Origin of the sequence: Acidovorax sp. SRB_14 (genome assembly GCF_012932145.1) — a bacterium.
Classification (GTDB): Bacteria; Pseudomonadota; Gammaproteobacteria; order Burkholderiales; family Burkholderiaceae_C; genus Simplicispira.
Window position 1 is genome coordinate 59,919 of the sequence record NZ_MWOK01000006.1, and the last position, 23,355, is coordinate 83,273.

The following is a 23,355-nucleotide window of genomic DNA, read 5'->3' on the forward strand; positions in this document are numbered from 1 at the left end:
TTTCAGGGGTGTTCATGGCGACAGGTCCGGTTTAAGGTCCTGTCGTTTTGGGCATGCGCGTCCGTAACTGCAAAGATTTTTGAGTGAAGTGTGTGCCAGCGGCTGGTCCGCCGGTGGTGGGGCGGCATTGCGATCTGTTTCCCAGGCAGGCGTGGCAAGGTTATTTGAGGCTTAGAAGTAAGTGAGAACTATGAAGAGCATTTTCAACAAGCTGGCTTCTGCGCTGTGGATGGCAGGGGCCCTGGTAGGTACCGCCGCCCACGCTGTCAGTGACCTGCCCGGCGGTCCCGCGGTCAACCAATTGAACCTGCATCCGCCGGTCACCAAGATCGCAGAGGAGCAGCATTTCCTGCACTGGATGCTGCTGATCATCTGCACGGTGATCTTCGTGGCGGTCTTCGCCGTGATGTTCTATTCCATCTGGAAGCACCGCCAGTCCAAGGGTGCCAAGCCCGCCAATTTCCACGAGTCCGTGACTGTGGAAGTGGTCTGGACCGTGATTCCGTTCATCATCGTGGTCCTCATGGCCTTGCCTGCGACCAAGGTGCTGGTGGCGCAAAAGGACACGACCAATGCCGACCTCACCATCAAAGCCACGGGTTACCAATGGAAGTGGGGCTACGACTACATCAACGGGGAAGGCGAGGGTCTGGCCTTCATCTCGACCCTGGACAGCAGCCATCGCCAGATGTCCAACAGCGGCAACGTCGCCGATGCGCCCAACGACTACCTGCTCAAGGTGGACAACCCGCTGGTGGTGCCTGTGGGCAAGAAGGTGCGCGTCATCACCACGGCCAACGACGTGATCCACTCCTTCATGGTGCCGGCATTCGGCATCAAGCAGGACGCCATCCCCGGCTTTGTGCGCGACACCTGGTTCCGTGCCGACAAGGTGGGTGACTACTATGGCCAATGCGCCGAGCTGTGTGGCAAGGAGCACGCCTACATGCCCATCCATGTCAAGGTGCTGTCGGCGCAAGATTACAGCCAGTGGGTGCAAGCCGAGGGCAAGAAGGCCGCCGCCAAGCTCGACGACCCGAGCAAGGTCTGGACGCTGGAAGACATGATGAAACGCGGTGAAAAGGTCTACGCAGCAAACTGCGCAGCCTGCCACCAGGCCAACGGCAAGGGTGCCGGTCCGATCAAGCCCCTGGATGGCTCGGCCATCGTGGTGGATGCCGACCATGGCAAACAGCTGCAAGTGGTTCTCCATGGCGCTGCCAATGGGGCCATGCCTGCGTGGAAGCAGCTCAGCGACACCGATCTGGCGGCTGTGGTGACTTTTACCAAGAACTCGTGGTCCAACAAAACTGGCCAGCTGGTGCAGCCGGCCGAGGTCGTGGCACAGCGCAGCAAGTAATCAGCGTCGAAAAGCATTGAGGAATCCAATATGAGCGCAGTTCTCGACAACCCCGGGCACGCTGGTGACCACGCACACGACGGCGGCCACCACCATGGTCCCACCGGCTGGCGCCGCTGGCTTTTTGCCACCAACCACAAGGACATTGGTACGTTGTACCTGTTGTTCTCGTTCACCATGCTGATGGTCGGCGGCGTGCTGGCACTGATGATCCGTGCCGAGCTGTTCCAGCCCGGCCTGCAGCTGGTGAATCCCGAGTTGTTCAATCAACTCACCACCATGCACGGCCTGATCATGGTGTTTGGCGCCATCATGCCGGCCTTCGTAGGCTTCGCGAACTGGATGATCCCGCTGCAGATCGGCGCCAGCGACATGGCGTTCGCGCGCATGAACAACTTCAGCTTCTGGCTGCTGGTCCCGGCCGCCCTGATGCTGGTGGGCTCGTTCTTCATGCCCGGCGGTGCCCCCGCCGCGGGCTGGACGCTGTACGCACCGTTGACGCTGCAGATGGGCCCATCGATGGATTCGAGCATTTTCGCGATGCACATCATGGGTGCCAGCTCGATCATGGGATCGATCAACATCATCGTGACCATTTTGAACATGCGCGCCCCGGGCATGACGCTGATGAAGATGCCGATGTTCGCCTGGACCTGGCTGATCACGGCCTACCTGCTGATTGCCGTGATGCCGGTGCTGGCCGGCGCCATCACCATGACGCTGACGGACCGCCACTTCGGCACCAGCTTCTTCAACCCCGCGGGCGGCGGTGATCCGGTGATGTACCAACACATTTTCTGGTTCTTCGGTCACCCCGAGGTCTACATCATGATATTGCCGGCCTTCGGCATCGTCAGCCAGATCGTGCCTGCGTTCTCGCGCAAGAAACTGTTCGGTTATGCCTCCATGGTGTATGCGACCTCGTCGATCGCGATCCTCTCGTTCATCGTCTGGGCGCACCACATGTTCACCACCGGCATGCCGGTGACGGGCCAGCTGTTCTTCATGTACGCCACCATGCTGATCTCGGTACCGACGGCCGTGAAGATCTTCAACTGGGTCGCGACGATGTGGAAGGGCTCGATGACGTTCGAGACACCGATGCTGTTCGCTATCGGCTTCATCTTCGTGTTCACGATCGGCGGCTTCACGGGTCTGATCCTGGCGATGGCGCCCATCGACATCCAGCTGCAGGACACCTACTATGTGGTGGCCCACTTCCACTACGTGCTGGTGGCAGGCTCGCTGTTTGCCATGTTTGCCGGCACCTACTATTGGCTGCCCAAGTGGACCGGGCGGATGTACAGCGAGCGCCACGGGCAGATCCACTTCTGGTGGTCGCTGATTTCGTTCAACATCACTTTCTTCCCGATGCACTTCCTGGGATTGGCCGGCATGCCCCGCCGCTATGCCGATTACCCCATGCAGTTTGCCGACTTCAACGCCATCGTCAGTGTCGGTGCCTTTGGCTTTGGTATTGCCCAGGTCTACTTCTTCCTGTTCGTCGTTTTGCCGGCCATGCGCGGCAAGGGCGTGCAAGCACCGTCCAAGCCATGGGATGGCGCAGAGGGGCTGGAGTGGGAAGTGCCTTCGCCAGCGCCGTTCCACACCTTCGAGACACCTCCCAAGCTCGATGCCACGGCCACCCGCGTGATTGGTTGAAGACCATGCCCATGACACCCGAGCAAAAAAAACGCAATCTGCGCATGGCGCTCGTATTGGCATCCATTGCGGTGGCGTTTTTCGTCGGGTTTCTGGTGAAAATTGCCTTGCTGACCCGTTGAGCACCAGACATGAACATTCGCCGTGAAAACGCCAAAATGGTCGGTAAGCTGGCCGTGATTGCGTTTGGCATGTTTGCCTTTGGCTATGCGCTGATTCCGATCTACCAGCGCATTTGCGAGATGACCGGTATCAACATACTGACGCTGTCCGAACGCCAGGTGCCGGGCAATGGGGCGGCGGGACGCAATGTGCGACTGCCGGCCAACACGCAGGTCGATACGAGCCGCACCATCACGGTCGAATTCGATGCGAATGCGCGCGGGCCCTGGGAGTTCAAGCCAGCCGTGCGTTCCATGAAGGTGCATCCGGGCGAGCTGTCCACCGTGATGTACGAATTCCAGAACGTGCAGAACCGCCGCATGGCCGCCCAGGCCATCCCCAGCTATGCACCGGCGCGCGCCGCTGCGCACTTCACCAAGCTCGAGTGCTTTTGCTTCAACCAGTACACGCTGGAGCCGGGCGAGAAAAAGGAATGGCCGGTGGCCTTCGTGATCGATCCGCGGCTGTCCAAGGATGTCACGACCATCACGCTCTCCTACACCTTCTTTGAGGTCGGAGGCAAGACGCCGCCTGCGCCGCCATCGACCGCGGCCGTGAGCGGCCTGGGGTTGCAAGGGGCGGGGTCGTGAGCGAAGAGCACGGAAACGACCAGCAGGCGCTGCGCCGCAAAGGTTCATTGCTGCGCACCATCCGGGCGGTGGCGTGGGCCTTCATCGGCCTGCGCAAGGGCAGCGAGTACCAGAAGGACCTGGAAAGAATCAACCCGCTGCACATCATTGCCGTCGGGCTGGTGGCGTTTTTCCTGCTGGTGTTCGCGCTGATCGCCGTGGTCAACTGGGTCGTTTGAAGTGCCAAGGCACGCAAAACCAAATACAAAGATATAGAGAGTCAGGAGCTGAAATGAGTGCATCAACCCAAGGCGCAACGCCGTACTATTTTGTGCCCGCCGAGTCGCGCCATCCCGTCATGGCGGCGGCAGGGCTGTTCTTCGTCATCCTGGGTGCCAGCCAGTGGATCAATGGCCACGACTGGGGCAAGTATTCGCTGGCTTTGGGGCTGGCGTGGTGGCTGTTCGTGCTGTACCAGTGGTTCCGCGATGCGGCCCAGGAAAGCGAAGGGGGGCTCTACGGTCACAAGGTCGACCTGTCCTACCGCTGGAGCATGAGCTGGTTCATCTTCTCGGAGGTCATGTTTTTCGGGGCCTTCTTCACCGCCCTGTGGTGGGCGCGTGCGCACTCGGTGCCGGCCCTGGGCAGTCTTGACAATGCTTTGCTGTGGCCGGACTTCAAGGCGGTGTGGCCCAGCATGGCCGTTGGCGTGACCGCTTCGCCCGCTGGCATCGTCGAGCCGTTCCAGACCGTCGGACCATTCTGGCTGCCCACCATCAACACGGCTTTGCTGCTGAGCTCCGGCGTCACGCTGACCATCGCCCACCACGCGCTGCGTGAAAGTCAGCGCGCCAAAACCATCGCGTTCATGTGGATCACGGTGCTGCTGGGCTTCACCTTCCTGTGCGTGCAAGGCTACGAGTACTACCACCTGTACACCGACCTGAACCTGAAGCTGAACTCGGGCATCTTTGGCTCCACATTTTTCATGCTGACCGGCTTCCATGGCTTCCATGTGTTCCTGGGCATGTTGATGCTGCTGACCATCACGCTGCGCCTGCAAAAAGGCCATTTCACCGCCGACAAACACTTTGGGTTTGAAGGTGCCGCCTGGTACTGGCACTTCGTGGACGTGGTTTGGCTGGGGCTGTACCTCGTTGTCTACTGGATGTAAACACGCCATGCCAACCCCCAAGGCGCCGCAAGGCGCCTTTTTGCTGGCCCTTGCGCGGACCGCCGATGGGAGTGTCCCCGGTTACCGTGGGCCGGCCGGCAAGCCGGTAGGCTGGATGTACCCAAGCTTCCAGGCCAGCAAAATGCAGACGAACAGCACAATGGACAGTCCCACGCGCCAAGCCAGTGCCTTGGCCATGCGGCCGCTCTGGGCCTTGTTGTCGCGGCCATTGCGCATCATGAAGAAGAGCGCAGAGCCCAGGCTGGCCAGAATGGCCAGGAAGGCGATCACCACGAAATATTTCATGGAGCGCATTATCCCGTGACCTCTGCCACCCGTTTGCGACCGAATGTGCGTTTTTGGATTGTGGCATTGGCCGCTGGCGTGGGCGTTGCAGCCACCGCATCGCTGGGCCGCTGGCAGCTAGCCCGGGCAGCGCAAAAAGAGGCGCTGCAAACCGCGATCGAGCAGCGTGCGCAACTGCCGCCGCTGGGCGCTGCGGCGCTGGACGGGGTGGATGGTGGCGCGGCGCTGGCGCGCGTGCTGCACCGCCGCGTGGCGCTGCAGGGGCGCTGGCTCTCGCGCTACACGCTGTACCTGGACAACCGCCAGATGCACGGCCGGCCGGGTTTCTTTGTCGTGACGCCACTGCAGTTGGCCCACAGCCCCACCGTCGTGCTGGTTCAGCGCGGCTGGGTGCCGCGCAACTTCCAGGACCGCACGGCCCTGCCTGCCGTGGACAGCCCGCAGGAAGAAGTGCTGGTAGAGGGTCGCATTGCGCCGCCGCCGTCGAGGCTGTACGAATTCAGCGGCGACCCCGAGGCACAGGGGTCTTCGCGTATCCGGCAAAATCTCGATCTGGCCGCGTTCCGCGCCGAAACGGACCTGCCTTTGGCAGATGTCTCCGTGCTGCAAACGGGCGCTTCGGGCGATGGTTTGCAGCGCGACTGGCCCGCCGTCAACTCCGGCGTCGAAAAACACTACGGCTATGCCTTTCAATGGTTCGGGCTCAGCGGCCTGATTGCAATTCTCTATGTCTGGTTCCAACTTGTCCGACGTTTCCGCCGCAGCCGCCCCGCCGCCTGAGGCGGGCAGCGCCCAGCCCCTGGGCCTGACCGTGCACAGCCTGCCGCCCGCGGGTGCTGCGGTGGCGGCGGCACAAAAAAGCCGCCACGCGCGCTGGAAGATGCTGGGCCTGCTGCTGGTGTGCGCTGCCCCGGTCATTGCCTCCTATTTGACCTATTACGTCGTGCGTCCCGAAGGCCGGCGCAACTACGGTGAACTGGTCCAGCCGCAGCGCCCCATGCCCGACCTGGTCACCACCAGCCTCGATGGCCAGACGGCCAGCCTGCGCGCGCTCAAGGACCAATGGCTGCTGGTGAGCGTGGCCCCCGGTGCCTGCGATGCGGCCTGCCAGAACCACCTGTACCTGCAGCGCCAATTGCGCGAAAGCCTGGGCAAGGAAAAGGACCGCCTCGATTGGATCTGGTTGGTCACGGACGACGCCCCGCCGCCCGCCGCCATGGCGCCGGGCCTGCGCCAGGCGACGGTGCTGCGCGTGGATGCCGCACCGCTTGCGCAGTGGCTGCAGCCTGCCAGCGGCCATGCGCTGTCCGAGCACCTGTACGTGGTCGACCCCATGGGCAACTGGATGATGCGCTTTCCTGCCGGCATGGACGCGCCCGCAGCCGCCAAGGCCAAGCGCGACCTCGACCGCCTGCTGCGCGCATCGGCCTCGTGGGACACCGCAGGGCGTGCGGAGAAGCCCTGATGGCGGACGCGCAGCCTCTGTACGACCTGGCTCCGCTGCTGGAGCTGATGCTGCTCGGCGTGGTGATCGCGCTGGGTCCATTGGTGTGGGTGTGGCGTCGCCATGCGGGCGGCGCGCGCGGCCGCCGGCTGCAGGCGCTCACGGTGCTGACGCTGTTTCTCACCTTCGACCTGGTGCTCTTTGGCGCGTTCACGCGGCTGACCGACTCGGGCCTGGGCTGCCCCGATTGGCCGGGCTGCTACGGCAACGCCAGTCCGGTGGGCGCGCACGCAGAAATCTCGGCCGCCCAAACGGCCATGCCCACGGGGCCGGTGACCCATGGCAAGGCCTGGGTGGAGATGGTGCACCGTTATCTGGCCACCAGCGTGGGCGTGCTCATCATGGTGCTCACGGCGCTGGCCTGGCGCCAGTGGCTGCGGCTGCGCCCGCAGCGCGTTCCATCGGACGGCGGCGCGCAGAACGCAGTGCCACTGCCCAGTCCCTGGTGGCCCACTGCCACCCTGGTGTGGGTGTGCCTGCAGGGTGCTTTTGGTGCGCTCACCGTGACCATGAAGCTGTTTCCGGCGATTGTGACGCTGCACCTCGCCGGTGGCCTGGTGCTGCTGGCCCTGCTGTGCGTGCAGGCCGTGCAGCACACGCAGTGGGCCCAGGGCCTGGCGCCTGCCGTGTTGGCGCCGGGCTTGCGCGCTCTGATGGCGCTGACGGCCGCCGCCGTGGCCCTGCAGGTGCTGCTCGGCGGCTGGGTCAGCACCAACTACGCCGTGCTGGCGTGCAGCACGTTCCCGTTGTGCCAGGGCAGCTGGTGGCCCGCCATGGATTTCGCGCAGGGCTTCGAGGTCTGGCGCGCCCTGGGGGTGCTCCAGGACGGCAGCCACGTCAGCTTTGCGGCCCTCACGGCCATCCACTATGCGCACCGCCTCGTGGCCTATGCGGTCCTGCCGATGCTGGGCCTGTTGGCCTGGCGCCTGCGCCTGGCGGCGCGCCGCGCTCCAGCCGGTGCGCCGGGCGCCCTGTGGGGGGCGCAGGCGCGCTGGATCGCCGGCCTGGCAGGGCTGCAATTTGCCACGGGCCTGAGCAACGTGGTGCTCGACTGGCCGCTGATCGCGGCCGTGCTGCACACCGGGGGCGCCGCCGCGCTGGTGGTGGTGCTGACCTGGGCCCTGAGTTCCAGCCGCATGGCCCGCCGAGCCAGCGACCCCCTGACCGATGACCGTGCGCACGCTGGCGCACCGAGAGTTTCCGCATGAGCACCGCCACCGCCTTTTCCGAACCCTCGCGCCTGGCGCAGTACTACGCGCTGACCAAGCCGCGCGTGGTGCAACTCATCGTGTTTTGCGCACTCATTGGCATGGTGCTGGCCGTGCCCGGCCTGCCCACGGCGGCCGAGTTGCTGAAGATGGCCGTGGCCTGTGCGGGCATCTGGCTCGTCGCCGGTGCGGCGGCCGCCTTCAACTGCCTGGTCGAGAAAACCATCGACGCCAAGATGAAGCGCACCGCGTGGCGCCCCACCGCCAAGGGCCAGCTGTCGGACACCCAGGCGCTGGTGTTCTCTGCCGCGCTGTGCGCCGCGGGCTCGGCCGTGCTCTATGCCTGGATCAACCCACTGACCATGTGGCTCACCTTTGCCACCTTCGTGGGCTACGCCGTCATCTACACCCTGGTGCTCAAGCCGCTCACGCCCCAGAACATCGTGATCGGCGGCGCCTCGGGCGCCATGCCGCCCGTGCTCGGCTGGGCCGCGCTGCGCGGCGACGTGGGGCCCGAGGCGCTGATCCTGTTCCTCATCATCTTCCTGTGGACGCCGCCGCACTTCTGGGCGCTGGCGCTGTACCGCGTCGAGGACTACCGCAAGTCGGGCCTGCCGATGCTGCCCGTGACGCACGGCAACGAGTTCACGCGGCTGCAGGTGTTCCTGTACACGCTGATCCTGTTCGCCGGCTGCCTGATGCCCTTCGTCTACGGCATGAGCTCATGGATCTACCTGGCGGCCGCCGTGGTGCTCAGTGCCGGCTTCTGCGCCTATGGATTCCTGTTGTGGCGCGACTATTCCGACGCCCTGGCGCGCAAGACCTTTCGCTTTTCGCTGATCCACCTGAGCGTGCTGTTTGCCGCGCTGCTGGTGGACCACTACGCTTTGTGAGACACCATGTTGAAACGAAATGCTCTTAAATTAATAGCTGCTTGCGCAATACCAGCAAGCGTTACAGTGCTTTTAGGTGCTTGTTCCAAGGCCAAGCCCGAATTCCGCGGCGTGGACATCACGGGCGCCGACTATGCGCGCGACCTGCCGCTGACCGACCACAACGGCCAGGCGCGCCATCTGCAGGACTTTCGCGGCAAGGTGGTGGTGGTGTTCTTTGGCTTCACCCAGTGCCCCGATGTCTGCCCGACCTCAATGCAGGAGCTGGCCGAAGTCAAGCAGCAGCTGGGCGCCGACGGCGAGCGGCTGCAGGGCATCTTCGTGACCGTGGACCCCGAGCGCGACACGCCCGAGATGCTCAAGGCCTACATGGCCAACTTCGACCCGAGCTTTCTGGCGCTCAGCGGCAGCCCTGCAGAGATTGCTGCCGTCGCCAAGGACTTCAAGATCTATTACAAGAAGGTCGACGGCAAGACCCCGACCAGTTACACCATGGACCATTCGGCGGGCAGCTACGTGTACGACCCGCAAGGCCGCCTGCGGGTCTACCACCGCTATGGCAGCGGCACGCAGGCCCTCGCGGCCGATGTGCGCGCGCTGCTGCACGAAGCCGGCTGACTGCGCTGCACCGCCGCCCGGGCAGCGCAGGCGCTGGGGCCGGCCGGGGCGGCAGGCTTATTCGGCCGTGATGCCGCGCGCCTTGATCACGCCTCCGAGCAGCTGTGCGTCGCTTTGGATGCGGCGCGCCAGGCCCTCGGCCGTGGTGCCGGTCACCTGCCAGCCCTGCTGGAACAGCTTGGCGCGCACGTCCGGGCTGCGCGCGATCTCGCTGAACAACGCCGACAGGCGCGCCACCACGGGCGCGGGCAACACGCGCGGGCCGGCCACGGCGTTCCAGATTTCCAGGTTGAAGTCTTTCACGCCGGCCTCGGCCAGGCTCGGGTACTCAGGCACCAGCGTGCTGCGGCTGCTGGATGTGACGCCGATCACGCGCAGCTTGCCGGCACGCGCCTGCGCCGCCGCCATGGCCGGGGGCAGCAGGGCCAGCTGGATCTGCCCGCCAATGATGGCGTTGATGACCTGCGGGTTGCTGGGGTAGGGCACATGCACGGGCTGCATGCCGGTCTGGCCCTTGAGCAGTTCCATGCCGATGTGCGCCACCGTGCCCACGCCGGGCGTGCCGTAGCTCCACTGGTCGCCTGCACTGCGCGCGGCGGCCAGAAACTCTTGCGCCGTGGCGCCCGGGGCATTGGCCGGCGCCGCCAGTGCCAGTGGGGCGGTGCCCACCAGGCTGATGGGCGCCAGGTCCTTGAGCGGGTCGTAGCTCACCTTGGGGTTGATGAGTTTGGCGATCGTCATGTTGCCGTTGATCATCACGCCGATGGTGTGGTCGTCGGTGGCGCGGGCCACGGCGTCGGCGGCAATGTTGCCTCCAGCGCCCACCTTGTTTTCCACGATCACGGGCTGACCCAGGGCCTTGGCCAGCGGCTCTGCCAGCGTGCGCGCCACCAGGTCGGGCGACGAGCCGCCCGGAAAGCCCACCACGATCTTCAGCGGCTTGCTGGGCCAGCCGGGCGTGGCAGGCGCGGTCTGGGCCGAGGCGGCGCCGCACGCAGCGGCAAGTGCCAGCACCAGCGTGGCGCGGCGAACGGGGCAGGGGGGCATGGGGACTCCTTGGAAGCAGGGCGCGGGGCAGGGTGCGCCGCAAGAAAAAAAGCGCGCAACCCATGGATTGCGCGCTCGGATTATCGCCACTGCGCCCGCGTACCGCAGGCCGGTGGCGCGGGTTCAGGCGTACTCGGCCAGCGTCTTTTTCATTTTCTTCATGGCGGCGGACTCGATCTGGCGGATGCGCTCGGCGCTCACGCCATAGACCGCGGCGAGTTCGTGCAGCGTCATACCGCCCGAGCCGTCGTCGTTGACCTTGAGCCAACGCTCCTCGACGATGCGCCGGCTGCGTTCGTCCAAGCCCGACAGTGCCGTGGCAATGCCTTCGGTCGAGAGCACGTCGCGCTGGCGCGATTCGATCATGGCCGTGGGCTCGTGGGCGGCATCGGCCAGGTAGGCGATCGGGCCAAAGGCCTGCTCGCCATCGTCGGACGGGGCCGGGTCGAGCAGCACATCGCCGCCCGACATGCGGGTTTCCATCTCCATCACCTCTTCGCGCTTGACGTTGAGCCGGTCGGCCACGAGGTCGATCTCGTTCTCGGACAGCGTGTTGCGGTGCGTGTCGGCGTCGAGTGCGCCGGCCTTGAAGCCCTGCTTCATGGAGCGCAGATTGAAGAACAGCTTGCGCTGCGCCTTGGTGGTGGCCACCTTCACCATGCGCCAGTTCTTCAGGATGTATTCGTGGATTTCGGCCTTGATCCAGTGCATCGCATAGCTCACCAGGCGCACACCCTGGTCGGGGTCGAAGCGCTTGACGGCTTTCATCAGACCCACGTTGCCTTCCTGGATCAGGTCGCCGTGCGGCAGGCCGTAGCCCAGGTACTGGCGCGAAATGGACACCACCAGGCGCAGGTGCGACATCACCAGCCGGCCAGCGGCATCGAGGTCGTTGTGGGTGCGCAGCGCGCGCGCTGCAGCCTGCTCTTCTTCGAGCGTCAGCAGCGGAATGCGGTTGGCTGCAGAAATGTATGCATCAAGATTGCCCAGCGGCGGCACCAAAGCCCAAGGATTGGCAGGGGCCAAGGCAGTGGCAGCGGATCCAGTGGGAGTCACCATTCAGGGGTCCTTTACGTTATCGATGGTTCATGTTAGCACTCTGTTAGAGAGACTGCTAAAGGCAGAGTTCCTGTCCGCTTGTCAGAAAAATCCTGCCTCCAACCCAGGGTGCGGAAGGGGAGGGTTGTGCACTGGGCAAGGTCACCGACCAGATCATCCAACGCCGATAAAGACCCCACCCTGCAGCATTGTGGAACCGGGCATCAGAAGCGTACCAAAAACGTTGGATTGAGCAGTAGCATTTTGGTTGCATGGATAATGCCTGCAGACCGATGTTTCAACCCGAGCAAGGATATTGGCGTATTTTCCCAATATTTCTTCTTGGTTCAGGAAATTACTTTTTGTATCGTGGCATCGGCCAAGGCCTACACAAAAGTAGGAGCGCGCTGGCATAAACCATGGATTGATTATAAAACAATGCCGGCGCAGCAAGAATTTCCCTGCTGTGCATTGTTTTTCATTCAGGAGAATGTTTATGTCAACCAATAACCCCCAGGGCCATAATCAGCACACCGCCAGCGGCGGTCAGCATGGTGGCAAGGGCCAAGGCAGCCACAGCTCCGACAAATCCTCTGCCAAGCCTGGGACGTCCGACATGTCGGGCAAGTCCGGGACAGGCAAATCCAGTTCAGGGGGCAGTGGCGGAAGCGCGGCGGCAGGCTCGGCTGGCAAGACACAAGGCGGCAGCCACGAACAGCATGTGGAAGCGGGACGCCAGAGCCACAAAAACGACCGTTGAGGCCAAGCGCCCCCAACCACTGTGATGGAAGGGTGCCCCAGCGGGGGCACCTCGCTGCGTTGCCCGCGCTGGCCCATGGCTTGCAACACCGCGGCCGGTGCCTTTGCACTTTTCCTTAATGCAGGACTCCAGTTTTTATGGGGGCGAGTGCCACCCGCCATGGAAGCAGTTCTGCGGTGTGGGGAATTTCAGGGTTCAGCGCGTATATTCCCGCGCATGCGGCATGCGTTCCATTTGCGGGCGGGAAAAGAGATATTGTTTCAAGGCATTTTGCCTTTTGGCGCTAAGCCCGGCAGCGGTGCGTGCTATCAAAATAAAAGCCACCCGGCGCTTAATGTTGGGAGGTTCCGGCTGTAGCCATCCGGGCCTCGGCCGCTGCAAAGCCAAAGCGCATCAGCGTGCGCTGGCGCGCCCAGGCGTGGTCCACGATGGGTTTCGGGTAGTCGTGCCCCAGGCGCACACCCGCTTGCGCCAGCACGGCGGCGCTGGCGCTGGCAGGCGCATGGATGAACTGGTCGGGCAGGCGCGCCAGTTCGGGCAGATAGCGGCGGATGAAACGGCCCTCGGGGTCGAATTTTTGCGACTGCGTGGTCGGGTTGAAGATCCGAAACCAGGGCTGGGCGTCGCAGCCCGTGGAAGCCGCCCACTGCCAGCCGCCGTTGTTGGCGGCCAGGTCGTAGTCGTTCAGGTGCTGCGCAAAATGGCGCTCGCCCAGGCGCCAGTCGATGCCCAGGTCCTTGGTCAGGAACGACGCCACCACCATGCGCAGGCGGTTGTGCATGTAGCCGGTCTGGTGCAGCTGGCGCAGGGCGGCGTCGACGAGCGGGTAGCCGGTGACCGCCCCGCACCAGGCAGCGAACAGTTCGGGGGCGTCGTCCCAGGCAATGTGATCGTAGGTCGGCTTGAAAGCCCGCTCCACCACCTGCGGGTGGTGCCACAGAATCATCTGATAGAAGTCGCGCCACACCAGTTCGGACAGCCAGGTGGCGGCGCCGTCGCCGCCGTGCTGCTGTGCCAAGGCCGCCAGCTCACGCACCGACACGGTGCCAAAGCGCAGGTGCACCGACAGGTAGGACACGCCCTTGCGCGCCGGGTAGTCGCGCGCTGCGCGGTAGCTGTCGATGCGTGCCGCAAAGTCGGCCAGCAGCTGGCGGCCGCCGCGCGTGCCCGGGGGCAGCGGCAGGCTGGCGAGGTTGCTGGGCGCAAAGCCGAGCGCGGCCAGCGGCGGCAGGGCTTCGCCCGCCGGTTTCGCGGCCAGGCGCGCCGCGTGCCTTTCGATCGGGTAGGGCCGCAGCTGCGAGCCGTCCAGCTGTTTGAGCCAGGCCTTGCGGTAGGGCGTGAACACGCCAAACGGCGTGCCGGCCTGGGTCAGCACCTCGTTCTGCTCGAACACCACCTGGTCTTTGCAGTCGGCCCAGGCAATGCCGTGCGCGGCCAGCTGCTGCGCCACGGCACGGTCGCGCGCGATCGCGGCGGGCTCGTAGTCGCGGTTGGCCCACACCCGGTCCACGCCCAGCGCCACCGCCAGCTGCACGATGCAGTCGGTGGCCGGCCCGTGGCGCAACCGCAGGCCGCTGCCCTGGCCGCCCGCCGCGCGCGACAGGGCGTCGAGCGCGCCGTCGAGTTCCTGCAGGCTGGCGTGGATGAAGTCGACGCGCCGGTCGCAGCGTGAGGGCAGGGCGTCCAGGATGTCGGTGTCGAAAACAAAAGCGCAGTGCACGCGTTCGGCGCTGCGCAGCGCGTGGTGCAGCGCGGCATGGTCGTGGCAGCGCAGGTCGCGGCGGAACCAGACGAGTGCGGTGGACATGGCGGGTGAGCGGGCGATTGGGTGAATGGGGTGGTCGATCAGCTGCTGGCCCGTTTCCTCAGCCAGCGCATCAGGCCGCCGAGCACAGGGATTTTTTCGTACAGCTCCTCGGCCGCATCCCAGTAGTCGCGGTGCACCGCGATGCGGCCGTGGGCGTCGAGCACCAAGTGCGAGCAGCCGCGCACGGTCTGCGCGGTCGCCGGCTGGATGCCTTTGAAGCGAAAGCAGAAGTTCCAGGTCAGAAAGCACTCGCGGCCCTGCAGCACGCGGCCGGTGACGACAAAACGGGGCCCGTGCAGCGTCTCGAACATGTGTGCATAGATGCGCATGATTGCCGCGAGGCCTTGCACTTCATTGAACGGGTCCTTGAAGCGGGCGTCGGCGGCATAGACGCGGTCCAGCGCCCCGATGGTGTCGGGTGTGAGCGTTTCAAAGAACGCTGCGATGGCGGCCACGGAGGCCGCCGCGTCGGCGGCATCGGCGCTGGTGGTCGGGGTGGAGGGCATGGTCACAGTCCGGTCAGCCGGCGCACGGCCGGGAAGTAGAGCCCATACGGCAGCAGGCGCAGCAGCTTCATCACGCGCGTGAAGCGCTTGGGGAAATGGATCTCGAACGCGCCGCGCTCCCAGCCGCGCACCATCGCGGCGGCGGCATCCTCGGGCGAGATCAGCGCCGGCATGGCGAAGTCGTTGGTCGCCGTGAGCGGTGTCGCGACGAAGCCGGGGTTGACCACGCTCACGCCGATGCCGAGGTCGTGCAGGTCCAGGTACAGCGCTTCCGCCAGGTGGATCAGCGCGGCCTTGGTCGGGCCGTAGGCCAGGCTTTGCGGCAGCGCGCGAAAGCCGGCCACGCTGGCCACCAGGCTGAGGTGGCCCGGGCGCCCGCCCGCTGCCGCCTGCACCATGGCGGGCAGCACGGCGCCCAGCACCTGCAGGGCGCCCGTGACGTTGACCTGCTGGTGGCGCAGCATCGCATCGAGGTCGAAGGCGGTGGCGCGCATCGGCTGGTAGGTGCCGGCGCAGTAGCAGACGAGGTCGAGCGGGCCGCGTGCCAGCAGGTCGGCCGCTGCGGTCTGCACGGCAGCGCGCTCGGTGCTGTCGAGCACCAGCGCCTGGCTGCCGCTGTGCTGCGCCGTGAATGCATCGAGCGCGGCGGCGCTGCGCGCCGACACCACCACCTGCGCGCCGCGCGCATGCAGCGCCGAGGCGGTGGCGCGGCCGATGCCGCTCGAGGCGCCCACCAGCCAGACGCGGCGGCCCTGCCAGTCGGGGATGCGCGGGTTGAGCGCCATGCTCAGGGCTTGGTGAACGCCAGCGTGACCTCGCCCAGGCGCACGCCAAACTTGCGCATGGTGGCGCGGTTGAGCATCACGCGCTCGTCGACCAGCACCATCCAGTCGTCCATCTGCACCTCGTAGACCTTGTCGCCCACCGGCTGGCGCAGGGTGTAGTTCCAGTGGAAGGCGTTGCCGGCGGTGTACCCCACGGCTTCGCCGACCACATCGTCGGCCGTGCCGGTCACGCGCCCGCCCGCGTGCTGCGTCAGGCGCCAGACGCGCTGGCCGGTGCTGCCGTCGGAGTAGATGAAGGACTCGTCGAGCACGCCCTGGTTGCCGGTCCACTGGCCGTTGATCGTCACCGTGAAGCGCTTGGCGACCTTGCCAAAGCGGTCCTGGAACATGCCGTGCGCCAGCACGCGGCCGTTGAAGTAGCGCGCCAGGTCGAGCGCCGGTTTTTCGCCCGCGTAGTCCGAGGCCTGGGGCGCGGCGCAGCCCGACAGGGCGGCGACGGAGACGCCGGCAGCCACAGCGGCCGCGAGCAGAAGAAAGCGTTTTCGGGCCATGGGACACCTCACACCAAAAGTGGCGCACGCGGGCTGCGGCGCACAAAAAAGAAGGCCAGCGCCGCCGCTGCCAGCAGCTTGAGCGCGCAGGGCAGCACGGCGTAGGCCAGGCCCAGCGTGCGCAGCGCCTCGGGGTCGCGCGTCCCGGGGCTGTAGCCGAGGGCGCCCAGCAGCGGCAGGGCCAGGCCCGCGGCCAGCGCCAGGTTGAGCTTGGTGGCGAAGTTCCACCAGCCGAAATAGGCGCCCTCGTGGCGGCCGCTGTCGCCGTGGGCCGCGATCACCCCTGCCAGCAGCGCGCTGGGCAGGGCCAGGTCGGCGCCCAGCGCCGCGCCCGAGAGCGCGCACACGGCCACGAAGGCGGCGCTGTCGCCCGCGCCGAGCCCGGCCACGCTGGCGAACACGGTCACCGACAGCAGCATGCCCGCCAGCCAGGTGCGTGCAAGGCCCCAGTGCGCCACGGCGCGCAGCCACAGCGGCATCGCCAGCGCCGCGCAGACGAAGTAGCTGCCGAGAAACAGCGGCTCCAGGGTCGGCGGGGCGCGCAGCCGGTCCCGCACAAAGAACAGCACCAGCGTGGCCGGCACGGCGCTGGCGATGCCGCTGAGCATGAACACCGCCAGCAGGCGGCGGAACGGCGCGCAGCGCCAGGGGTGCCACGGGCTGGCGGCTGCCGCGCCCGGGTGTGGGGCGTGGGGTGCGGCTGCCGGCGGGCGCGGCGCGCGCGTCCAGGCCAGCCAGCCCAGCGCCAGCGCGGCGGCAAACACGCCCAGCATGGCGGGCAGCCCGAACAGCCCCGGCAGCACCGAGGCCAGCACCACGCCGGCCAGGCCGCAGCCTTCGCGCCACGCGACGATGTGCCCGCGCTGCAGGTCGTCGCCGCCCAGACGCGCGCCCCAGGCCTGGTGGGCAATGCTCAGCTGGCTGAACGCGGTATACGTAACCAGCAGGCAGCCCAGCGCCCAGACCACCAGTGCCTGCGGCCCGGTGCGCGCCGGATAAAACAGCCCCGTCAAGCCCAACGCCAGCACCAGCGCCGCCACCGCGCCCACTGCCCACACGGCGCGCAGCGAGCGCGCAAACAGCCGGTCGCTCCAACGGCCCAGCAGCGGGTCGATCGCGGCATCGAACAGTCGCGCGCCCAGCAGCAGCGCGCCCAGCGTGGCCAGCGGCATGCCGAAGGCGCTGGCGTAGTGGTGCGGCAGCAGCACATACAGCGGCAGCGCCACGAACGCCAGCGGCAGGCCGAGGAGGCCATACGTCAGGCCCTGGCGGGCGGACAGCGTGGCGGCCGACGTCATGGCGGGGCCTCGGTGCCCAGCAGCTCGGCGCGCAGACCCGGCTCGGAGGTCTGGGGCGCAAGCCAGATGCCGAAGAACAGGCGTGCGAACTCGGGATCGGCGACCGTGCCCACGGTACGCCCGCGCATCCGGAACGTCGCGCCGCGCCCCGGCTGGTACAGGCCGGTGATGCGGTCGCCGGGCTGCACGTCGGGCAGCGCGGCCTGCAGCGCCTGCTGCCAGCGCGTGGCCTGCGCGGCGCTGAAGGGCCCGGCGCGGCGCATCTCGGCGATCGAGCGCTCGGCAATGGCCGCGGCGCTGAAGCTGCGCGCGTAGCTCAACTCCAGCGCGAGCGGCAGCGCGGCGTAGTCGGCGGGGGCGAAGCCCGGACTGACCCAGAGGCGGGCGCGGTAGATCTCCAGCCCCCACACGCGCAGCGTGCCCTCGCCGGCGCGCTGCAGTCCGGCCAGCGGCGCCGCGGTGTCGGCACCCTGGGCCTGCGCCGTTTCTGCATGAAAAACGGCTGTAGCCCATACCAGTAAAGCGCAAGCAGCTCTGTTTTTCATAGTAATGGCCCGGCCGTGCCTCAGTCGCGCACCAGCGTGTACTGCACGACGTCGATGTTGTGCATGGCAAAGGCGGCCTCGCTGTAGGCCAGGTAGAACTCCCACAGGTGCAGGAAGCGCTCGTCAAAGCCCTGCTGCAGGATGAGCGCGCGCTGCGCGACGAAGCGCTCGCGCCAGCGCCGCAGGGTCTCGGCGTAGTCGGGGCCGAAGGCGAATTCCTGCTGCACGCGCAGGCCCGCGGCCTCGGCCGCGCGCCGGAATTCGCTCGGGCAGGGCAGGCAGCCGCCGGGGAAGATGTACTGCTGGATGAAATCGGTCGAGCCGATGTAGCGCCGGAACAGCGCGTCGTCGATCACGATGCTCTGGATGCAGGCCTTGCCGCCCGGCTTGAGCAGGCGGTGCACGGCCTGGAAGTAGGTCGGCCAGTATTCGCGCCCGACGGCTTCGACCATTTCAATCGAACAGACCGCGTCGTAGGGCCCGTCGCCGATGTCGCGGTAGTCCTGCAGGCGCAGGTCGGCGCGCCCGGACATGCCCAGCGTCTCCAGGCGCTGCCGGGCAAACGTGAGCTGTTCGGTCGACAGCGTCACGCCCGTGAGCGTGGCGCCGAACTCGGTCGCTGCCATCTCGGCCAGCGCGCCCCAGCCGCAGCCGATCTCGAGCACGCGGTCGCCCGGCCGCACGCCGGTCTGGCGCAGCGCGCGGCGCACCTTGGCGCGCTGGGCACTGGGCAGGTCGGTGCCGGCGCCGCCCAGCCCGCCTTCAAACCAAGCGGACGAATAGTTCATGGTCTCGTCCAGCCACAGCGCATAGAAGGCGTTGCCCAGGTCGTAGTGGGCGTGGATGTTTTTCTGGCTGTTGGCGCGCGTGTTGCGGTGCAGCAGGTGCTTGAGGCGAAACAGCAGCCGCCCGGCCCAGCTGCCGTAGACCATGCCCTCGATCTGCTGGCGGTTGGCGATGAACAGCTTGAGCAGTTCGGTCAGGTGCGGCGTGGTCCAGTCGCCGGCGATGTAGCTCTCGGCAAAGCCGATGTCGCCCGACTTGAGCGCGGCGCTGAACACGTTCCAGTTCTTCAGCGCGATGGCGGCCACGGGGCTGCCGTGGCCGTAGTGGCGCAGCGTGCCGTCGGGCAATTGCAGCGTGAGCGTGCCGTGCTGCAGGCGCTGCAGCAGCTGCAGTGCGGTGCGCGCGGCGGCCGGGACGCCGGGCGGCAGGGCCGCGGCGCTGGAGGGGGAGGCGGTGGTGCTGTTCATGGCTTTTGGGGGCATAAGAAGGGGTCAGCGTGTGACGCCGGCGGCGGGCGGCGCGGGCTTGCGCTGGAAGCCCACGCGCTTGGCCCACAGCCGCAGCGCCTGCCAGTGGATGCGCGCGGTCACGGCCAGCGTCATGGCAGGGTAGCCCCACAGGGCGCGGCGCACGGTGCGCGCGCACAGCGGCAGCAGCTCGCCGCTGACGCTGGTCTGCAGCAGCGCACCAGCCTCATCGTCGTGGTCGATGCGCACCACGGTGCGATCGCGCCCGCCCTGGTTGGAGCGCACAAAGCGGAAGCGGTAGCGGCCTGTGACACGGCAGAACGGCGAGACATGGAACACCTTGTGCGCCTGCAGTTCGGCGCCGAGGCGCGGGTGGTCGAGCAGGTAGCAGTGGCGCTCACCGAAGGTGTTGTGAACCTCGACGACGATGGCGCGCAGCGAGTTGTCAGCGCGGTGGCAGTACCAGAAGCTCACGGGCTTGAAGGTGTAGCCCCACACGCGCGGATAGCAGTGCAGCCAGACCTCGCCGCTGGCGTCGTCAATGCCCTCGGCCTGCAGCAGCGCGTCGAGCCAGCCGAGCGCGCCGCCGTCCTGCAGGCTGCGGCCATCGCCGTGGTCGCATTCGTGGAAACTCAGCGCGCCGCGCCGGTTGAAGGCCAGCGCGCCGGCGCTCTCCGGGTGGGCACGCAGGCTGCGCAGCGGCAGCATCAGGAAAAAGGTGCGGTAGCTGAACGCGTGCCGCGTCGGGCGCAGCCGCGTGTGCCGCACCTGGCCGAAGCCGATCAGCGGCGTGGCGACGGGCAGCGCCGCGGCGGTCATGCGGCCTCCGCGCGCGGCGTGCGCAGCTCGGCCTGCAAGGCCTCGGCCACGGCCAGTCCCGATGCCAGGCCGTCCTCGTGGAAGCCATAGCCCGTCCAGGCGCCGCAGAACCAGCTGTGCTGGACGCCCTGCAGCTGTGCCACCTGGGCCTGCGCGCGGATCGCGGCCTGGTCGAACACCGGGTGGTCATAGTCGTATTCGCCCAGGATGTGCTGCGGTGCAATGGCGCGCACCGGGTTCAACGACGCCAGCACCGGCTGCGCAAACGGCAGCGGCTGGAGCCGGTTGAGCCAGTAGTGCAGGCACACGCGCGCCGATTCGCCGGCCTGCGTGGGCGCGCGCTCGTAGTTCCAGGCCGCCCAGGCGGCGCGGCGCATGGGCAGCACCGAGGCGTCGGTGTGCAGCACGGCGCGGTTGGGCTGGTAGCGGATGGCGCCCAGCACCGCGCATTCCTGCGCCGTGGGCGCGGCCAGCAGCGCCAGCGACCGGTCGGAGTGCGTGGCCAGCACCACGCGGTCAAAGCGCTCGGCGCCGTGGTCGGTGAGCACGCGCACGCCCGCGGCGTCGCGCTCGATGCGGCGCACTGGCGTGTTGAGGCGCTTGTCGGCCACGCGCGCGACGATCTTGTCGACATAGTGGCGCGCGCCGCCGACCACGGTGTGCCACTGCGGGCGGCCGCTGATCTGCAGCAGGCCGTGGTTGTGGCAGAAGCGGACCATCGTGGCGACCGGAAAGCGCAGCATCTGGTCCGTCGGGCAGCTCCAGATGGAGCCGAGCATGGGCAAAAAGTACCAGTCGCGGAACGCGTCGCCAAAGCGGTGCGCCTGCAGGAACTCGCCGAGCGGCTGCGCCAGCGCGGCCTCTTCGTTGGCCTCTGCGATGCGTGTGGCCAGCCGGTTGAAGCGCAGCAGGTCGGCGAGCATGCCCCAGAAGCGCGGGCTCAGCAGGTTGCTGCGCTGGGCAAACACGGTCGAGAGGTGGGAGCCGCTCCACTCCAGCGCCCGGGCGCCCGCCTTGCCGGGCACCTGCACCGAGAACGACATGTCGGACGGCGCAGTGGCCACGCCCAGCTCGGCCAGCAGCGCGATCAGCTGCGGGTAGGTGCGCTCGTTGAACACCAGAAAGCCGGAGTCCACGCCGTGCGTGACCGGCCCCGCGGGCGTGGGCAGCGTCACATCGACGGTGTGCGTGTGGCCGCCGTAGTAGCTGCCGGCCTCGAACAGCGTGAGCTGCGCCTGGCCCTGCAGCCGGTGCGCGGCCGCCAGGCCGGCAATGCCCGCGCCGACGATGGCGATCTTCATGGCGTGCTCCGGGACGGTGCCAGGGGCGCTGGCTGGGCCAGCGCCTTTTCAATGGCGCGCACCAGGCCGGCGTTGTCGGGCGCCGTGAGGCTCGAATAGCTGCCTGCCACGCGGCCGTCGCGCCCCACCAGGTACTTGTAGAAATTCCAGCGCGGCACCTTGCCGGTCTGCTGCGCCAACTGGCGGTACAGCGGCGACGCCCCGGTCCCCGTGACGCTGCTCTTGGCAAACATCGGGAATTTGACGCCGTAGGTGTTTTCGCAGAACGCGGCGATCTGCGCGTTGTCGCCCCCCTCCTGGGCAAAGTCGTTGGACGGAAAGCCCAGCACCACCAGGCCCTTGCCCTGGTAGCGCTTGTGCAGCGCTTCGAGCCCCTCGTACTGGCCCGTGAAGCCGCAGTAGCTGGCCGTGTTGACCACGAGCAGCACCTTGCCGCTGTACTGGCACAGCGACTGCGGCTCCTCGTCCTGCAGGCGCAGCACCGTGTGCTGCAGGAGCGCGGGACAGGCGGCGGGCGCCGCAGCCGGCGCCGGTGCACCAGTGGCCTGCGCGATGGCCGGCGCCCAGGGCAAGAGCATGGCGGCAAGGAAAAGAGTGGACAGGGTTCGCATTAGACGCTCCATTGATTTGTCCAAGACAATGAAGCTATTTCAGCACATTTTGTCCACTTGCGCTTTAATCGCTCCTGTGTTCTTTACGCAGCCGAGCGGTTTTTGCATGCCACTTTTTCGCCCTGAGGGCGCCGATCCCCATGAATGAGCGCGAACGCGTGCTCGCGCAGCACCTGTCCATTGCCGCCGTCGAGCGCGACACAGGCCTGTCGAAGGACACGCTGCGTGTGTGGGAGCGCCGCTATGGCTTCCCCCGCCCCGAGCGCGACGGTGCGGGCGACCGGCTCTACCCACCCGAGCAGGTCGAGCGCCTGTGCGCCATCCGCCGCCTGATGGATGCCGGGCACCGGCCCGGGCGCATCGTGGCGCTGGCACCCGAGGCGCTGCAGGCGCTGGCCGATGCGGCGCCGGCTGCGCCCGTGGCCGCCGCCAGTGCGCCGGCGCTGGAGAGCTACCTGGCGCTGATTGCCCAGCACGACATGCACCGTCTGCGCCACGCGCTCGGCCAGGACGCACTGCGCCTGGGCCTGGTGGCCTTCGTCACGCAGCTGGTGGCGCCGCTGAACACGGCCGTGGGCGAGGCCTGGATGCAGGGGCGCTTCCAGGTCTTCGAGGAACACCTCTATACCGAATGCCTGACCGGCGTGCTGCGCCAGGCCATCGCCAGCATCGCGCCGCCGCCGGGCCGCGGCACGCCGCGCGTGCTGCTGACCACCGTGCCGCAAGAGGCCCATGGCCTGGGCCTGCTGATGGTCGAGGCGCTGCTGGCGCTGGAGGGTTGCCACTGCCTCTCCCTGGGAACTCAGACACCGCTCGGGGACATTGCGCGCGCTGCCCAGGTGCACGACGCCGACATCGTCGCCCTGAGCTTCACTGCGGTGCAGGGCGCGCCCGCGGTGGTCGCGGCGCTGCGTGCGCTGCGCCGACAGCTGCCGCCGCGCACTGCCATCTGGGTCGGCGGCGGGTGCCCGGTGCTCTACCAGCGCCCGCTGCCCGGCGTGCTGCCGGTGCAGGCCATCGGGTCGCTTCCGGCCGAGGTCGCACGCTGGCGACGCGCCGCGGCGTTGGCGGGGGGATAGGCCCGCCGCAGTGCTGAAGATTTGTGGTCAAAAGCGCCGCAAACGCTGAATGGTAAAGCGCTGCAAGCTATAAAATGGATAGTGAACGCACCTGCCTTGCGCGCAGCCTGCGGGCCGTGGCAGACTGTGCGCCCCACGGCCCTCCCCCCACCCATGCCCGCCATCCCCGACCTCTCCCTGGTGACCACCACGGTGGCCACGCCGGCCGACGCGCGCCGCCTGGCCCAGGCCGCTCTGCAGGCGCGGCTGGCGGCCTGCGTGCAGGTGCAGGCCATCACCTCGCACTACCGCTGGCAGGGCGCGCTGCACGAAGAGGCCGAGCAGCGCCTGGACTGCAAGACCACGGCGCAGGCCGTGCCCGCGCTGCTGGCACTGCTGCGCGCCCAGCACCCCTACACCGTGCCCGAGCTGGTGGTGCAGCCGCTGCAGGCCAGCGCCGACTATGCCCAGTGGGTGGCGCAGGAGGTTGCGCCCGGGGCGTCCGGCGCTGCTTGAGCGC

The 23,355-nt window shown here is 67.2% G+C and carries 27 protein-coding genes; 14 read left to right on the top strand and 13 right to left on the bottom strand.

What is annotated here, in order from left to right; genetic code table 11:
* Nucleotides 1–190: 190 nt before the first annotated feature.
* Genes coxB through B2J86_RS06630 form a run of 6 tightly spaced genes read left to right on the top strand, consistent with a single transcriptional unit; the run spans nt 191 to nt 4,927 of the window.
* Nucleotides 191–1,360 carry a cytochrome c oxidase subunit II gene (gene coxB / locus B2J86_RS06610; RefSeq protein ID WP_169168607.1) on the top strand — a complete coding sequence of 390 codons (1,170 nt, stop codon included), beginning with the start codon at nt 191–193 and terminating at the stop codon, nt 1,358–1,360.
* Between the two features lie 30 nt (nt 1,361–1,390).
* Nucleotides 1,391–3,022 (top strand): cytochrome c oxidase subunit I, encoded by a 1,632-nt coding sequence (gene ctaD / locus B2J86_RS06615; protein WP_173025014.1) that lies wholly within the window; start codon nt 1,391–1,393, stop codon nt 3,020–3,022.
* An 11-nt stretch (nt 3,023–3,033) separates the two neighbouring features.
* The gene (locus B2J86_RS17990) at nt 3,034–3,144 is read left to right on the top strand and encodes a cytochrome oxidase small assembly protein (protein WP_216842313.1); all 111 of its coding nucleotides are present in this window, start codon (nt 3,034–3,036) and stop codon (nt 3,142–3,144) included.
* A gap of 9 nt (nt 3,145–3,153) precedes the next feature.
* Nucleotides 3,154–3,774 (top strand): cytochrome c oxidase assembly protein, encoded by a 621-nt coding sequence (locus tag B2J86_RS06620; RefSeq protein ID WP_169168605.1) that lies wholly within the window; start codon nt 3,154–3,156, stop codon nt 3,772–3,774.
* Nucleotides 3,771–3,992 (top strand): DUF2970 domain-containing protein, encoded by a 222-nt coding sequence (locus B2J86_RS06625; protein ID WP_169168604.1) that lies wholly within the window; start codon nt 3,771–3,773, stop codon nt 3,990–3,992. Before B2J86_RS06620 ends, B2J86_RS06625 begins: the two co-directional genes overlap by 4 nt.
* A gap of 53 nt (nt 3,993–4,045) precedes the next feature.
* Nucleotides 4,046–4,927: a cytochrome c oxidase subunit 3 gene (locus B2J86_RS06630; protein WP_169168603.1), complete on the top strand. Its 882-nt coding sequence runs from the start codon at nt 4,046–4,048 to the stop codon at nt 4,925–4,927.
* Nucleotides 4,928–5,008: 81 nt separating this feature from the next.
* Here B2J86_RS06630 and B2J86_RS06635 read toward each other — a convergent pair whose 3' ends face one another.
* Nucleotides 5,009–5,233, bottom strand: coding sequence for a twin transmembrane helix small protein (locus B2J86_RS06635; protein ID WP_173025015.1), 225 nt, complete (start codon nt 5,231–5,233; stop codon nt 5,009–5,011).
* 45 nt (nt 5,234–5,278) lie between these two features.
* Between B2J86_RS06635 and B2J86_RS06640 the strand changes: the two genes are divergently transcribed.
* The 5 genes from B2J86_RS06640 to B2J86_RS06660 are packed head-to-tail and all read left to right on the top strand — an operon-like array spanning nt 5,279 to nt 9,456.
* A complete protein-coding gene (locus B2J86_RS06640; RefSeq protein ID WP_173025016.1) occupies nt 5,279–6,013 on the top strand; it encodes an SURF1 family protein in 735 nt (244 codons plus the stop codon).
* Nucleotides 5,961–6,698 (top strand): hypothetical protein, encoded by a 738-nt coding sequence (locus tag B2J86_RS06645; RefSeq protein WP_173025017.1) that lies wholly within the window; start codon nt 5,961–5,963, stop codon nt 6,696–6,698. The genes B2J86_RS06640 and B2J86_RS06645 overlap by 53 nt, the downstream gene beginning before the upstream one ends.
* Entirely contained in the window at nt 6,698–7,945 is a 1,248-nt protein-coding gene (locus tag B2J86_RS06650) for a heme A synthase (RefSeq protein WP_169168599.1), read from the top strand. Before B2J86_RS06645 ends, B2J86_RS06650 begins: the two co-directional genes overlap by 1 nt.
* Nucleotides 7,942–8,838 carry a heme o synthase gene (gene cyoE, locus B2J86_RS06655; RefSeq protein WP_169168598.1) on the top strand — a complete coding sequence of 299 codons (897 nt, stop codon included), beginning with the start codon at nt 7,942–7,944 and terminating at the stop codon, nt 8,836–8,838. The genes B2J86_RS06650 and cyoE overlap by 4 nt, the downstream gene beginning before the upstream one ends.
* A gap of 6 nt (nt 8,839–8,844) precedes the next feature.
* On the top strand, nt 8,845–9,456 hold the full coding sequence (locus B2J86_RS06660; protein WP_169168597.1) for an SCO family protein: 612 nt from the start codon (nt 8,845–8,847) through the stop codon (nt 9,454–9,456).
* Nucleotides 9,457–9,513: 57 nt separating this feature from the next.
* On the opposite strand, the gene B2J86_RS06665 is transcribed toward B2J86_RS06660, so the two are convergent.
* Nucleotides 9,514–10,503, bottom strand: a complete 990-nt coding sequence (locus B2J86_RS06665) for a tripartite tricarboxylate transporter substrate binding protein (RefSeq protein WP_173025018.1) — start codon at nt 10,501–10,503, stop codon at nt 9,514–9,516.
* Nucleotides 10,504–10,626: 123 nt separating this feature from the next.
* On the bottom strand, nt 10,627–11,562 hold the full coding sequence (rpoH, locus tag B2J86_RS06670; RefSeq protein WP_169168595.1) for an RNA polymerase sigma factor RpoH: 936 nt from the start codon (nt 11,560–11,562) through the stop codon (nt 10,627–10,629).
* A gap of 475 nt (nt 11,563–12,037) precedes the next feature.
* On the opposite strand from rpoH, the gene B2J86_RS06680 reads away from it, so the two are divergent.
* A complete protein-coding gene (locus B2J86_RS06680; RefSeq protein ID WP_173024995.1) occupies nt 12,038–12,301 on the top strand; it encodes a hypothetical protein in 264 nt (87 codons plus the stop codon).
* 331 nt (nt 12,302–12,632) lie between these two features.
* Here B2J86_RS06680 and B2J86_RS06685 read toward each other — a convergent pair whose 3' ends face one another.
* From B2J86_RS06685 to B2J86_RS06730, 10 genes are read right to left on the bottom strand one after another with little or no spacing between them, the layout of a single operon-like run.
* Nucleotides 12,633–14,108, bottom strand: a complete 1,476-nt coding sequence (locus B2J86_RS06685; protein WP_173025020.1) for a deoxyribodipyrimidine photo-lyase — start codon at nt 14,106–14,108, stop codon at nt 12,633–12,635.
* 38 nt (nt 14,109–14,146) lie between these two features.
* Complete coding sequence (locus tag B2J86_RS06690; protein WP_173025021.1) at nt 14,147–14,614, bottom strand: nuclear transport factor 2 family protein; 468 nt, start codon at nt 14,612–14,614, stop codon at nt 14,147–14,149.
* 2 nt (nt 14,615–14,616) lie between these two features.
* A complete protein-coding gene (locus B2J86_RS06695; protein WP_169168592.1) occupies nt 14,617–15,399 on the bottom strand; it encodes an SDR family oxidoreductase in 783 nt (260 codons plus the stop codon).
* A gap of 2 nt (nt 15,400–15,401) precedes the next feature.
* Nucleotides 15,402–15,950: a DUF3833 domain-containing protein gene (locus tag B2J86_RS06700; RefSeq protein WP_169168591.1), complete on the bottom strand. Its 549-nt coding sequence runs from the start codon at nt 15,948–15,950 to the stop codon at nt 15,402–15,404.
* Between the two features lie 8 nt (nt 15,951–15,958).
* On the bottom strand, nt 15,959–17,248 hold the full coding sequence (locus B2J86_RS06705) for an MFS transporter (protein WP_173025022.1): 1,290 nt from the start codon (nt 17,246–17,248) through the stop codon (nt 15,959–15,961).
* Nucleotides 17,245–17,793, bottom strand: coding sequence for a chalcone isomerase family protein (locus B2J86_RS06710; RefSeq protein WP_169635977.1), 549 nt, complete (start codon nt 17,791–17,793; stop codon nt 17,245–17,247). The genes B2J86_RS06705 and B2J86_RS06710 overlap by 4 nt, the downstream gene beginning before the upstream one ends.
* Before the next feature lie 20 nt (nt 17,794–17,813).
* Nucleotides 17,814–19,046, bottom strand: coding sequence for a cyclopropane-fatty-acyl-phospholipid synthase family protein (locus B2J86_RS06715; protein WP_173025023.1), 1,233 nt, complete (start codon nt 19,044–19,046; stop codon nt 17,814–17,816).
* Nucleotides 19,047–19,070: 24 nt separating this feature from the next.
* Nucleotides 19,071–19,865: a DUF1365 domain-containing protein gene (locus B2J86_RS06720; RefSeq protein ID WP_173025024.1), complete on the bottom strand. Its 795-nt coding sequence runs from the start codon at nt 19,863–19,865 to the stop codon at nt 19,071–19,073.
* Complete coding sequence (locus B2J86_RS06725) at nt 19,862–21,166, bottom strand: NAD(P)/FAD-dependent oxidoreductase (RefSeq protein WP_173025025.1); 1,305 nt, start codon at nt 21,164–21,166, stop codon at nt 19,862–19,864. Before B2J86_RS06725 ends, B2J86_RS06720 begins: the two co-directional genes overlap by 4 nt.
* On the bottom strand, nt 21,163–21,744 hold the full coding sequence (locus B2J86_RS06730; RefSeq protein ID WP_254067988.1) for a glutathione peroxidase: 582 nt from the start codon (nt 21,742–21,744) through the stop codon (nt 21,163–21,165). Before B2J86_RS06730 ends, B2J86_RS06725 begins: the two co-directional genes overlap by 4 nt.
* Before the next feature lie 173 nt (nt 21,745–21,917).
* Here B2J86_RS06730 and B2J86_RS06735 point away from each other — a divergent pair, with 173 nt between their 5' ends.
* Both B2J86_RS06735 and cutA read left to right on the top strand, forming a co-directional pair.
* Nucleotides 21,918–22,856, top strand: a complete 939-nt coding sequence (locus tag B2J86_RS06735) for a MerR family transcriptional regulator (protein ID WP_173025027.1) — start codon at nt 21,918–21,920, stop codon at nt 22,854–22,856.
* A 153-nt stretch (nt 22,857–23,009) separates the two neighbouring features.
* Nucleotides 23,010–23,351 (top strand): divalent-cation tolerance protein CutA, encoded by a 342-nt coding sequence (gene cutA, locus B2J86_RS06740; RefSeq protein WP_169168583.1) that lies wholly within the window; start codon nt 23,010–23,012, stop codon nt 23,349–23,351.
* The last annotated feature ends 4 nt before the right edge of the window (nt 23,352–23,355 follow it).

Coding starts and splice junctions, on each gene's coding strand:
- B2J86_RS06715 (WP_173025023.1), bottom strand. CDS start 19,046: ATGAACAGCACCACCGCCTCCCCCTCCAGCGCCGCGGCCCTGCCGCCC.
- B2J86_RS06705 (WP_173025022.1), bottom strand. CDS start 17,248: ATGACGTCGGCCGCCACGCTGTCCGCCCGCCAGGGCCTGACGTATGGC.
- B2J86_RS06660 (WP_169168597.1), top strand. CDS start 8,845: ATGTTGAAACGAAATGCTCTTAAATTAATAGCTGCTTGCGCAATACCA.
- B2J86_RS06690 (WP_173025021.1), bottom strand. CDS start 14,614: ATGCCCTCCACCCCGACCACCAGCGCCGATGCCGCCGACGCGGCGGCC.
- coxB (WP_169168607.1), top strand. CDS start 191: ATGAAGAGCATTTTCAACAAGCTGGCTTCTGCGCTGTGGATGGCAGGG.
- B2J86_RS06700 (WP_169168591.1), bottom strand. CDS start 15,950: ATGGCCCGAAAACGCTTTCTTCTGCTCGCGGCCGCTGTGGCTGCCGGC.
- B2J86_RS06620 (WP_169168605.1), top strand. CDS start 3,154: ATGAACATTCGCCGTGAAAACGCCAAAATGGTCGGTAAGCTGGCCGTG.
- B2J86_RS06650 (WP_169168599.1), top strand. CDS start 6,698: ATGGCGGACGCGCAGCCTCTGTACGACCTGGCTCCGCTGCTGGAGCTG.
- ctaD (WP_173025014.1), top strand. CDS start 1,391: ATGAGCGCAGTTCTCGACAACCCCGGGCACGCTGGTGACCACGCACAC.
- B2J86_RS06635 (WP_173025015.1), bottom strand. CDS start 5,233: ATGAAATATTTCGTGGTGATCGCCTTCCTGGCCATTCTGGCCAGCCTG.
- B2J86_RS06725 (WP_173025025.1), bottom strand. CDS start 21,166: ATGAAGATCGCCATCGTCGGCGCGGGCATTGCCGGCCTGGCGGCCGCG.
- cyoE (WP_169168598.1), top strand. CDS start 7,942: ATGAGCACCGCCACCGCCTTTTCCGAACCCTCGCGCCTGGCGCAGTAC.
- B2J86_RS06685 (WP_173025020.1), bottom strand. CDS start 14,108: ATGTCCACCGCACTCGTCTGGTTCCGCCGCGACCTGCGCTGCCACGAC.
- B2J86_RS06710 (WP_169635977.1), bottom strand. CDS start 17,793: ATGAAAAACAGAGCTGCTTGCGCTTTACTGGTATGGGCTACAGCCGTT.
- B2J86_RS06645 (WP_173025017.1), top strand. CDS start 5,961: ATGTCTGGTTCCAACTTGTCCGACGTTTCCGCCGCAGCCGCCCCGCCG.
- B2J86_RS06665 (WP_173025018.1), bottom strand. CDS start 10,503: ATGCCCCCCTGCCCCGTTCGCCGCGCCACGCTGGTGCTGGCACTTGCC.
- B2J86_RS06730 (WP_254067988.1), bottom strand. CDS start 21,744: ATGCTCTTGCCCTGGGCGCCGGCCATCGCGCAGGCCACTGGTGCACCG.
- B2J86_RS17990 (WP_216842313.1), top strand. CDS start 3,034: ATGACACCCGAGCAAAAAAAACGCAATCTGCGCATGGCGCTCGTATTG.
- B2J86_RS06720 (WP_173025024.1), bottom strand. CDS start 19,865: ATGACCGCCGCGGCGCTGCCCGTCGCCACGCCGCTGATCGGCTTCGGC.
- rpoH (WP_169168595.1), bottom strand. CDS start 11,562: ATGGTGACTCCCACTGGATCCGCTGCCACTGCCTTGGCCCCTGCCAAT.
- B2J86_RS06735 (WP_173025027.1), top strand. CDS start 21,918: ATGAATGAGCGCGAACGCGTGCTCGCGCAGCACCTGTCCATTGCCGCC.
- B2J86_RS06695 (WP_169168592.1), bottom strand. CDS start 15,399: ATGGCGCTCAACCCGCGCATCCCCGACTGGCAGGGCCGCCGCGTCTGG.
- B2J86_RS06680 (WP_173024995.1), top strand. CDS start 12,038: ATGTCAACCAATAACCCCCAGGGCCATAATCAGCACACCGCCAGCGGC.
- cutA (WP_169168583.1), top strand. CDS start 23,010: ATGCCCGCCATCCCCGACCTCTCCCTGGTGACCACCACGGTGGCCACG.
- B2J86_RS06630 (WP_169168603.1), top strand. CDS start 4,046: ATGAGTGCATCAACCCAAGGCGCAACGCCGTACTATTTTGTGCCCGCC.